The 10,949-nt window shown below is 69.2% G+C and carries 9 protein-coding genes; 8 read left to right on the top strand and 1 reads right to left on the bottom strand.

Going from position 1 to position 10,949, the window contains the following annotated elements; translation table 11 throughout:
• The 5 genes from D7W81_RS16250 to D7W81_RS16230 all read left to right on the top strand — a co-directional run.
• Positions 1-201 (top strand): DprA-like winged helix domain-containing protein (locus tag D7W81_RS16250; RefSeq protein ID WP_497747172.1); only part of this gene is annotated, 201 nt, incomplete at its 5' end.
• A 23-nt stretch (positions 202-224) separates the two neighbouring features.
• Positions 225-2,819 (top strand): type I DNA topoisomerase, encoded by a 2,595-nt coding sequence (gene topA / locus D7W81_RS16245; RefSeq protein ID WP_120556291.1) that lies wholly within the window; start codon positions 225-227, stop codon positions 2,817-2,819.
• A 166-nt stretch (positions 2,820-2,985) separates the two neighbouring features.
• Positions 2,986-3,741: a MotA/TolQ/ExbB proton channel family protein gene (locus tag D7W81_RS16240; protein WP_120556290.1), complete on the top strand. Its 756-nt coding sequence runs from the start codon at positions 2,986-2,988 to the stop codon at positions 3,739-3,741.
• 27 nt (positions 3,742-3,768) lie between these two features.
• On the top strand, positions 3,769-4,296 hold the full coding sequence (locus D7W81_RS16235) for an ExbD/TolR family protein (protein WP_120556289.1): 528 nt from the start codon (positions 3,769-3,771) through the stop codon (positions 4,294-4,296).
• Positions 4,297-4,298: 2 nt separating this feature from the next.
• The gene (locus D7W81_RS16230) at positions 4,299-4,874 is read left to right on the top strand and encodes an ExbD/TolR family protein (protein WP_120556288.1); all 576 of its coding nucleotides are present in this window, start codon (positions 4,299-4,301) and stop codon (positions 4,872-4,874) included.
• Between the two features lie 62 nt (positions 4,875-4,936).
• Here the strand turns inward: D7W81_RS16230 and D7W81_RS16225 are convergent, their stop codons facing one another.
• On the bottom strand, positions 4,937-5,329 hold the full coding sequence (locus D7W81_RS16225; RefSeq protein WP_120556287.1) for a TraR/DksA family transcriptional regulator: 393 nt from the start codon (positions 5,327-5,329) through the stop codon (positions 4,937-4,939).
• A 232-nt stretch (positions 5,330-5,561) separates the two neighbouring features.
• On the opposite strand from D7W81_RS16225, the gene trmFO reads away from it, so the two are divergent.
• The 3 genes from trmFO (at position 5,562) to D7W81_RS16210 (ending at position 10,893) form a co-directional block, all read left to right on the top strand.
• On the top strand, positions 5,562-6,920 hold the full coding sequence (gene trmFO / locus D7W81_RS16220; protein WP_120556286.1) for a methylenetetrahydrofolate--tRNA-(uracil(54)-C(5))-methyltransferase (FADH(2)-oxidizing) TrmFO: 1,359 nt from the start codon (positions 5,562-5,564) through the stop codon (positions 6,918-6,920).
• The gene (locus tag D7W81_RS16215; RefSeq protein ID WP_120556285.1) at positions 6,917-8,536 is read left to right on the top strand and encodes a PD40 domain-containing protein; all 1,620 of its coding nucleotides are present in this window, start codon (positions 6,917-6,919) and stop codon (positions 8,534-8,536) included. The genes trmFO and D7W81_RS16215 overlap by 4 nt, the downstream gene beginning before the upstream one ends.
• A gap of 98 nt (positions 8,537-8,634) precedes the next feature.
• On the top strand, positions 8,635-10,893 hold the full coding sequence (locus tag D7W81_RS16210) for a kinesin (RefSeq protein ID WP_120556284.1): 2,259 nt from the start codon (positions 8,635-8,637) through the stop codon (positions 10,891-10,893).
• Positions 10,894-10,949 lie beyond the last annotated feature (56 nt).

The following is a 10,949-nucleotide window of genomic DNA, read 5'->3' as shown; positions in this document are numbered from 1 at the left end:
GGGCGGGACAGTGGGTGGTGGGAGGCGCTGTCGGTGGAAGCGCGCGGGGCCTACGGGCTGTTGGACCGGGCTCCCCGTTCGTTCGACGAGGTGCTCGCCGCAAGCCCGCTGTCGCCCGCGGCGCTCACCAGCGCCCTGGTGGAGTTGGAATTGTCGGGGCTGGTGGTCCAGCACCCGGGTAAACGGTACGAGAAGGTTTAGAGGCAGTTCGAGGTAGGAGAGCCATGGCCACGCGGAAGAAGACACAGGCGGCGCAGACGGACGCGACGGCGGAGGAGACGCCCAAGAAGGCGGCCTCGAAGAAGCCGGCGGCCAAGAAGGCGGCCAAGAAGAAGACGGCGGCGAAGAAGACCACCGCCAAGAAGAAGACGGCCGCCCGCCGCCGGGGCGCGGACGGCGAGGATTTGCCCACTGTTGACGCGGACGCGGACGCCGAAGAGGAAGTGCCCGAGCGCCGTGGCAAGGGCCCGCACTACCTCGTGGTGGTGGAGTCTCCCGCCAAGGCCAAGACCATCAAGAAGTACCTGGGCACCGGCTACACGGTGAAGGCGTCCGTGGGGCACGTGAAGGACCTGCCCAAGAGCAAGATTGGCGTCGACGTGGAGGACGACTTCAAGCCCGAGTACACGGTCATCAAGGGCAAGGAGAAGGTCCTCAACGAGCTGAAGAAGACGGCCAGGACGGTGGACCGCGTGTTCCTCGCGACGGACCCCGACCGCGAGGGCGAGGCCATCGCCTGGCACATCAAGGAGGAGCTGGCCCACCCGGACTCCCTCCGGGTGACCTTCAACGAGATCACCAAGAAGGCGGTGCAGGAAGCCATCGCCAATCCGCGCGAACTCAACCAGGACAACTACGACTCGCAGCAGACCCGGCGCATCCTGGACCGGCTCGTCGGCTATCAAATCTCGCCGCTGCTCTGGAAGAAGATCCGCCGCGGCCTGTCCGCCGGCCGCGTGCAGTCCGTCGCGGTGCGCCTGATTGTCGAGCGCGAGTCGGAGATCAAGGCCTTCAATCCAGAGGAGTACTGGACGCTGGACGCGCTGGTGCAGGGCCCGCAGGGGCCGCCGCCCTTCAAGGCGAAGCTGTCCCGCGTGGACGGCAAGAAGGTGGAGCTCAAGGACCGCGCCACCACGGACGGACTCGTCGCGGAGCTGAAGGACGCCCCCTTCACCGTGACCAAGGTGGACCGCAAGGAGCGCCGCCGCAACGCGCCCGCGCCCTTCATCACCTCCAAGCTCCAGCAGGAGGCGGCGAACCGGCTGCACTTCACCGCCAAGAAGACGATGACGCTGGCGCAGAAGCTGTACGAAGGCGTGCCGCTGGGTGAGGAGGGCCAGACGGCGCTCATCACGTACATGCGTACGGACTCCACGCGTCTGTCGGACGACGCCGTGACGCAGGTGCGCGAGTTCATCGGGCAGAAGTACGGCGCGGACTACCTCCCGCCGGAGCCCATGGTCTACAAGAGCCGCAAGAGCGCCCAGGACGCGCACGAGGCCATCCGCCCCACGTCCCTGGAGTACCCGCCCGAGCGCGTGCGTCCCTTCTTCGACGCCATGGACGAGCTGGACATGTTCCGGCTCTACGAGCTCATCTGGAACCGCTTCGTCGCGTGCCAGATGAAGCCCGCCGTCTATGATCAGACGGCCGCGGACATCACCGCGGGCCGCGCCACCTTCCGCGCGTCCGGCAGCACCCTGAAGTTCCCCGGCTACCTGGGCGTCTACGGCGCCGGCCTCACGCCGGAAGAGGAGTCCGAGCGCGACAAGGCCAAGGCCGCCGGTGAAGAGGGCGCCGAGGACGTGGTGGGCGAGCTGCCCCCGCTCAACGAGGGCGAGGTCCTCCGCCTGGACAAGCTCCTCAACGAACAGCACTTCACCCAGCCGCCCCCGCGCTTCAGCGAGGCCACGCTGGTGAAGGAGCTGGAGGAGCGCGGCATCGGGCGTCCGTCCACGTACGCGGCCATCCTCTCCAACATCCAGGACAAGAAGTACGTGGAGAAGCTGGAGAGCCGCTTCCGGCCCACGGACCTGGGCCAGATGACCAACGAGCTCCTGGTGAAGCACTTCCCCCATGAGCTGGACGTGTCGTTCACGGCCAGCATGGAGGAGAAGCTGGACCAGATCTCCGACGGCGGCGCGTCCTGGAAGACGGTGCTGCACGACTTCTACGGGCCCTTCAAGGAGACCCTGGAGAAGGCCGAAGCGGAGATGCGCGACGTCAAGCGCGAGGAGATCAAGACCGACATCGCCTGCGAGAAGTGCGGCAACCCGTTCGTCATCAAGTTCGGGAAGATGGGCCACTTCCTCGCCTGCTCGAACTACCCCGACTGCAAGAACACCAAGGACTTCAAGCGGGACGCCGAGGGCAAGATCGTCATCGTGGAGGAAGAGACCACGGACGAGAAGTGCGAGAAGTGCGGCAAGCCCATGGTGATCAAGCGCGGCCGGTTCGGGCGCTTCATGGCGTGCTCGGGCTACCCGGACTGCAAGACGTCCAAGCCCATCTCCATCGGCGTGAACTGCCCGGAGTGCAAGGTGGGCTACCTCACCGAGCGCCGCAGCGGACGCGGGAAGATCTTCTTCGGCTGCAACCGGTATCCGGAGTGCAAGTTCGCCGCGTGGGACCGGCCGCTGGCGGAGGCCTGCCCGCAGTGCGCGTCGCCCTACCTCCTACAGAAGTTCTCCAAGCGGGACGGTGCCTACATCGCCTGCCCGAACAAGGAATGCGACTACCGCCGCGAGGTGGTGGAGCCAGCCATTCCGGGGGCTTCCGTGGAGGCCGCGCCTGCCCCCACGCCCACCGTGGAAGCCTGAGCGCAAAAGCCCAGTCATTCCAGGGGGGTACGCTCGGCCCCCTGGCTTGACACCCTCGCGGGCGAAGTCCTAGAAGTCCTGATTGCTCCCGGCCCGTGATCGCAGCCTCCTGCCCTTTTGAACGGCAGGGGTGCGCGCGGGGGGCAGCGAAAGGACGCACTCCGCGATGATTCCCTCTGTCAGTGAGTTGCTGCGTGTGGTGGTGGCCGAGGCCGCCCCCGCCGCGGCGGGCCATGCTTCTTCTGGAGGCCTGGGGGACTTCATCGTCGGCGCGTTCAAGGCTGGCGGCCCGTTCATGTTCGTGAACCTGTTCTGGCTGGCCGCCTCGGTGGCCGTCATCGGCGAGCGCGCGGTGACGCTGCTCTTCCGCTACCGCCTGAACGCGACGGCGTTCATCGAACAGGTCCACAAGATGGTGCGCGGCGGCAACCTGGACCGCGCGGTGAAGTTCTGCGGCATGGCGCCGCGCTCGCCCCTGGCCCGCGTCATCCGCGCGGGGCTCATCAACGCGAACCGCGGTGAGCTGGAGGTGGCCAAGGCGGTGGAGGAGGCGCTGGCGGAGTACACGCCGCACGTCTCGCGCCGCGTGCAGTGGCTGTGGTCGCTCGCGAACATCGCGACGCTGGTGGGCCTGGTGGGCACCATCGTGGGCCTCATCGGCACCTTCCGCGCGCTGGGCAACGTGCCGGCGGAGCAGAAGCAGGCGCTGCTCTCCAACGGCATCTCGGAGGCCATGTACAACACGGGCTTCGGCCTCTCCATCGCGGTGCTCTGCATCGTGGCGCACCTGTTCTTCAGCAACTACGCCAAGAACATGGTGGAGCTGGTGGAGCTCAACGCGCTGAAGCTGGAAAATCTCCTGTCGCGCCGGGGCTCGCTGGAAGTCGTCCCCTCGGACTCCGACGTCCGCGCCGCGTCTTGAGCCGCCCTTCCGGGCACTAGGCACGCCATGGCGTTCCACTATTCGCGCCGCAAGCTGAAGCCGAGGGAAGAGGAAGAGGGGGGCGAGCTGAACATCGTCCCGTACCTCGACATCCTCATGAACCTCATCATCTTCATGCTGCTCTCCATCACGGGGCTCACCGCCTTTGGCGCGCTCAACGTGAACGCGCCCAGCTACGGCGCCACCGCGGGCGCGGGGCAGGGGGACGCGGACGCGCCCAAGCTGAACCTGTCCGTGCTCATCTCCCAGAAGGGGCTCTTCGTGCGGGGCAACAGCCCGGAGGCCGCGCCCGCGGAAGGGGGCGCCCCCTCGGTGCCCCTGCGCGCGGACGGCACGCAGGACTTCGCGGCCCTGAACGCGCGGATGGTGAAGCTCAAGGCGGCCTTCCCGCAGGAGACGAAGGTCATTGTCGCGGCGGATCCGGACATCCCGTACGAAGCGCTGATCCAGACGATGGACGCCCTGCGTGAGACGACGGGCACCGTCGCCGAGCGCAAGCTGCTCTTCCCCGACGTCACCCTGGGCGTTCTCTAGCCATGTCCGAACCCGCGCCCATGTCCGCCGAGGAAGCCGACCAGCTCGCGCGCATGCGCTACCGCCGGGCCCTCGCGCGCAAGAAGCGCAAGGAGCGCGAGGCCGCCAGCGAGGTGAAGGAGCTCAACATCACCGCGATGATGGACATGATGACCATCATCCTGGTGTTCCTCCTGAAGTCCTTCGCGTCGTCGTCCGCGGCCATCACCGCGTCGGAGGACGTCCGGCCGCCGGTGTCCTCCACGCGCGCCACGCCCAAGGACACGGTGGCCATCACCATCACCCCCAAGAACATCCTGGTGGGGGACCGTGAAGTGGTGCGGCTGAAGGACGGCCGCATCCCGGAGGCCCAGCTCCAGGGGCGCCTGGTGCTGGGGCTGGACGCGCAGCTGAAGAAGGAAGTGACGAAGCTCAAGTACATCGCCGATCACAACCCGGCGGCACCGTTCAGCCATGAGCTGTCGGTCATCGCGGACAAGATGGTCCCGTACGACCTGCTGCTCACGGTGCTCTACACGGCGGGCGAGAACGAGCTGCAGAACTACCGCTTCATCGTGCTCCAGCGCGACTCCGAATAGCCGCCGGACACACGACTCCCCCGCGCGGGATGGACGCACGGGGGAGCGCAGGCACGGCCTGGCTAGAGGGACAGGCTGCCCGTGTGGCGCGCGGCCTCCCGCGTCTCCTGCTCGTGGATGGCGGCGTCCTCCTCACAGCGGATGGCGAAGGGCATGGCCTCCAGCCGGTCCAGTGAGATTTCGTTGCCGCAGTCCACGCACTCGCCGAACACGTCATTGTCCATGCGGCTCAGCGCGGCGTCGATGAGCATGATCTCCCGGCGCTGCGCTTCGATGAGCGTCGACAGCGTGTAGTCCGCCAGCTCCGCCTGCGCCTGCTCCTCGTACTCGGGATCGCGCTCCTGATCCTTCAGCGCTGCCAGCTCGCGGCGAGCTCCCGCCTGCGCGGTTTCGGTCGTCTTGCGGCGCTGCTGCAGCAGGCCCCGGATCTTCAGCAAGTCTCTGGTTCGGCTCATGGCTGCGGCACTCCCATCCCAGGTTCGCGGTTGAAGGGCGCTCGCCCGGACGCTTCCTCGTCCCGAGCGAAGACCGCGAGAAACCTAGGGTTGGATCCCAGGTGGGGAAACCTCACCTCTCTTTGGCGCACGCATGGTGGGACGCAGGGCAGGCGGGCGGACGTGAAAGGGCGGTGCCTCTCTGCTAACAGGGGCCTTTGGGCACCCGGTACGAGGGGGCCCGGAGGCATGCATGTCGGACGTGAAGCAGCAGCGGGTGACGGTGATTGGCGGCGGCCTGGCGGGCACGGAGTGCGCGTACCAGTTGGCGCGGCGCGGCGTGCCAGTGGTGCTGCGGGAGATGAAGCCGCACAAGCGCTCCCCGGCGCACAAGTCGGACACGCTCGCGGAGCTGGTGTGCAGCAACTCGCTGCGCTCGGACAACCCGGAGAGCGCCATTGGCCTCCTGCACGCGGAGCTGCGCGCGCTGGGGTCGCTGGTGCTCGCCAGCGCGGATCTGCACCGCGTGCCCGCGGGGGACGCGCTGGCGGTGGAGCGCGAGGGCTTCTCGCGCGAAATCACGACCCGGCTCCAGTCCGGCGTGGAGCTGGTGGGCGGTGAGGTGGAGCGGCTGCCGGAGGACGGCGTGGTGGTGGTGGCGACGGGGCCGCTGACGTCGGAGGCGCTCACGGTGGACCTGGAGCGCCACGTGGGCACGAAGCTCTACTTCTACGACTCCATCGCGCCCATCCTGTCCGGGGACTCCATCGACCTGGACATCGCCTTCCGCCAGAGCCGCTACGGCAAGGGCGGCGGGGATGACTACCTCAACCTCCCCATGACGAAGGACGAGTACTACCGCTTCGTGAACGAGGTGAAGGCGGGCCAGAAGGTGGTGCCGCACAGCTTCGAGGAACCGAAGTACTTCGAAGGGTGTCTGCCCATCGAAGTGATGGCGGAGCGCGGCGACGACACGCTGGCCTACGGGCCCATGAAGCCGGTGGGGCTGAAGGACCCGCGCACGGGGACGGACCCCTACGCGGTGGTGCAGCTGCGCATGGAGGACCGGGCGGGCACGGCGTGGAACATGGTGGGCTTCCAGACGCGTCTGACGTGGGGTGAACAGAAGCGCATCTTCAGCACGTGCATCCCGGGCCTCCAGAATGCGGAGTTCCTGCGGATGGGGCAGATCCACCGCAACACGTTCATCGACTCGCCCCGCCTGCTGGCGGAGGACCTGTCGTTGAAGACGGAGCGGCGGGTGTTCTTCGCGGGACAGGTGACGGGCGTGGAGGGCTACGTGGAGAGCGCGGCGTGCGGCTACCTGGTGGCGCTGGCGGTGCACGCGCGGCTGACGGGCACGCCGTTCGTGCCGCCTCCCGCGACGACGGCGCTGGGGTCGCTGTACCGGCACCTCACCGGGGAAGCGCACCCGCCGGATCATCCGCACCAGCCCACCAACGTCATCTACGGCCTGTTCCCGCCCCTGTCGGGACGGATGAAGAAGGCGGACAAGCGCGCGGCCTACTCGGCGCGGGCGAAGCAGGATTTGGCGGCCTGGCTGCCACTCGCGGGCGTTGTCGCCCAGACGGAAGGACAGACGAGCGCATGAAGCGAACTGGGATGGTGGGCCTCCTGGCCCTGCTGGCGGTGTCGGGGTGCAAGAAGGGCGAGGACAACAGCGCGCCCACCCAGCGCAGTGCCGCGCAGGGCGACACGGTCCGCAGCGCGGCGAAGGGCACCGCGGTGGTGGGCGGGCAGGGGCAGTTGCTCGCGCCGGGCCGCGCGGCGGACCTGCGCCTGTCGCCGGACGGGCAGTACGGCACGTTCCTGCTCAACGGCCAGAAGCCCCGGCTGGACGGCATCCCGCCGCAGATGCTGGTGGGCTCGCTGCACGTCGTGCCGACGGCGGGCGGGAAGGCGCGAGCGCTGGGCGACGGCGTGACGAACGTGCCGGGCAGCCTGCTGTTCTCCCAGGACTCGAAGCACCTGTTGTACGTGACGGGCTACAACCCGGCCTCGCAGTCCGGTGAGTTGAACGTGCTGTCGCTCGCGGACGCGGCGGCGGAGCCGGTGAAGCTGGGCACGGCGGTGAGCTACCTGCTGCCGTCCCCGGACGGCGTGAACGTGGCCTTCGTGGACGCGGGCACGCTGAAGGTGGGCAAGCTGCCGCAGGGGCCGTTCCAGGACGTGGCGGGCGAGGTGAGCACCGCGCAGTTCACCCCGGACGGCAAGACGCTGCTCTTCAAGCGCAGGCTGTCCGCCGCGGGCGGGCTGGCGGCGGTGACGGTGGGCGCCAACGAGCCGCCTCGCAAGCTGGCGGATCAGGTGGGCGACTACCAGGTGTCCTCCGACGGCAAGCACGTGGCCTACCAGGTGCGCAGCGAGGCCGTGCGCGGGATGTACGACTTGTTCCTCGCGGACGTGCCCGCGCTGAAGGGCACGAAGCTGTCGGTGGGCACGACGACGTTCGGCTTCTCTCCGGATGGCCAGTGGCTGGCGCGCACGGAGAACGGCAAGCCGGAGCAGCTGGGCGACCTGTACGTGGGCCCTGCGTCCGGAGGCGCGGGGCGCAAGGTGGGCGAGGCCGTGGAGGAGATGGCGTTCGCGCCGGACTCCAAGGCGGTGGGCTTCCTGGAGAAGTATGACCAGCCGTCGCGCGCGGGCGCCCTGTCCGTGGCGTCGCTGCCGGACGGCGCACCCAAGCGCGTGGGGAACCGGGTGCCCAACTTCGTGTGGGGCTCGGACAGCCGCTACGTGGCGTTCCTGTCGCGCTTCGTGAAGCCGGTGTTCTCCGTGGACCTGATGCTGTACGCGCTGGGCCAGGAGAAGGCGGAGAAGGTGCAGCCGGGCGTGTTCGGCTACGGCTTCGCGCCGAAGAACGCCGCGGTGGTGTTCCGCACCAACTGCATCCGCAACGGCCGCGCGTGCGACTTCAAGGCCGTGGACCTGGGGGAGAAGCAGGCCGAGGCGAAGACGTGGATGCAGGGCATCTTCAGCTACAAGATCTCCGAGGACGGCGCGCGCGTGCTCGCGACGTACGCGCGCATGGACTCGGACACCTACGACGTGGCCGTCTATGACGTGAAGTCGGGCGCGCGAAAGACGCTCGACCAGGGCGTGCAGGTGCCCGTGTACTTCGCGGGCAAGGACGACGCGCGGGCCGTCTACATCATCGGCCAGGGGCAGAACCCCGGCGTGTACAGCGCCGTCGCCACCGCGCAGTAGTGCGTGACCCAGGCAGGGAGGCCGCCAGGGCCTTCCTGCCGGGGGCTGGACGTTGAGGCGTGCAGACCCGGGCGGGGTGTGCTGTCTTCGCGCGCCGAATGGCACAGCTCGTCTATCGCCGCTACGGCGGCTCGCTCCAGGTCGACATCCCTGACTTCAACACCCTCACCGAAGCGGTGAGGATTCCCGCGACGCAGTGGATCGCGCTGGCGTGCCCCATGGAGGGCATCGCGTGTGATCCGCGCTTCCTCGCGCTGATGGACGCGGACGGCAACCGCCGCATCCGGGTGGAGGAGCTGCGCGCCGCGGTGGACTGGACGGCCGCGCGGCTGAAGGACCGCAAGGGCGCGGACGCGAGCAGCGACGTGCTGGAGCTGGCGGCGCTCTCCGACACCGCGGACAACCTCAAGGGCGCGGCGGAGCTGGTGCTGCGCACGCTCAACGCGCCGGACACCACGCGGCTGTCGCTGGAACAGCTGCGCACCAGTGACAAGGCGCTGCGCGACGCGGGCAAGAACGGCGACGGCATCATCGCGCCGGTGTCGCTGCCGGAGCGGCTGCGGCCCCTGGCGCAGTCCATCATCGCGGCCTTCCCGCCGCTGACGAACCGCGCGGGCCTGGCGGGTGTGGACGTGGGCCTGGTGAAGCGCTTCCGCGAGGAGCGCACGGCGCTGCTCACGCACCTGGGCGGCAGGGACGCAGTGTTCACCTGGGGCACCGCGAGCCTGGAGCAGGCGAAGCGCGTGCACGACGTGGCGCCGCTCCTGGATGGCTACTTCGTGCAGTGCCGGCTGGTGGCCGCGCAGCCGGAGGCCGCCGCCAGCCTGCGCCTGCGCGCGGACCGGGTGGAGGGCGCGCTGGGCGACCTGGGCGCCATGGGCAAGGCCGCGAACGAGCTGCCCATCGCGCCGCCGGATCCGTCCGGCGTGCTGGTGTGGGCGCGGCTGTACCGCGGCCCCGGCTACGAGAAGCTGGAGGCCTTCCACCAGGAGGTGGCCACGCCGCTGCTGGGCGACGGCGTGAAGCTGACGGACACCGCCTGGCGCGAGCTGTCCGCGAAGGCGGAGGCCATCCTCGGCTGGCAGGCGAAGCGCGACGCGAGCGCGCTGCACGCGGTGGCGGACACGCTGGGCACGGTGTCCGACGAGGACCTGGACGCCATCGAGGCGGTGAGCCGCGAGGACCTGTCGCTCAAGCCCACGCTGGACGTCATCGCGGAGCTGGAGCGGCTGGTGCTGTACCAGCGCTGGCTGCTGCTGTTCGCCAACAACTTCATCAGCATGCCCAACCTGTACCTGCCCAAGCGGCGGGCGCTGATGGAGAAGGGCACGCTCATCCTGGGCGGGCGCAAGTACACGCTGTCCGTGCTGGTGACGGACCGCGCGGCGCACGCGGCGCTGACGGGGCAGGGGACCACCTGCATCCTCTACGTGAAGGTGATGCCCCGCGACGCGACGGACGGCTACGAGGTGGCGGTGCCCGTCACCTCCGGCCGCAGCACGGAGCTCGTCGTGGGCAAGCGCGGCGTGTTCTACGACGTGGACGGCAAGGAGAGCGACGCCATCGTCACGCAGGTCGTCCGCCAGCCCGTGTCGCTCTGGGAGTCGATGACCATGCCCTTCATGCGCATTGGCGCGTTCATCACCAGCAAGGTGGAGGGACTGGCCGCGTCCGGCGAGAAGGACTTCGATGCGTCGCTGGAGTCCGGCTACAAGCAGACCGTCACCGCGCCACCGCCCCCGGCGGCTCCGGCGGCCGCGGCGCCCGCGGCGGCACCGGCGGGGGGCGGCATCGCGGGCGTGCTCGCGGCGGGCGGCATCGCGTTCGCGGCGCTGGGTTCGTCGCTGGCGTTCATCCTCACGCAGGTGAAGTCGCTCACGCTGGTGGACGTCATCACCGCGGCGACCATCCTGGCCATCGTGGTGATGGCGCCCGCGGGGCTGCTCGGGTGGATGAAGCTGCGCCGGCGCAACCTGGCGCTGCTGCTGGAGGGCTCCGGCTGGGCGCTCAACGACCGGCTGATGCTCACGCGCAGCGTGGCGACGCTCATCACGCGCAAGCCGAAGCTGCCCAAGAACGCGCGCGTGGACCGGGCGGACCTGGTGCGCGGGGCGCTGCGCCACACGCAGGACGACGACGAGACGGACGGCATGTCGCTGGGGGCTCGCATCGGCCTCACGCTGCTCATCCTCTTCGTGCTGGGCTGGCAGGTGCGCGTGCCCGTCACGGAGTGGCTGTGCACGTACCACTGGCTGTCCGAGGACGCCTGCCGCGTGCTCCTGCCCAAGCTGGTGCCCTCCGAGCTGCCCGCAGGGGCCATTCCCGTAGTGCCCGTCACCCCGGCTCCCGTGAAGTAGGGCGGGCTCGCGGAGCGACGCGAATCTTGCGAGGCTCGGGGAGGCCCCTAGGCTTC

Source organism: Corallococcus aberystwythensis, assembly GCF_003612165.1.
GTDB classification, from domain to species: Bacteria; Myxococcota; Myxococcia; order Myxococcales; family Myxococcaceae; genus Corallococcus; species Corallococcus aberystwythensis.
Note: the sequence above shows the minus strand (reverse complement) of the source record. Positions and strands in the feature narration are given on the sequence as shown.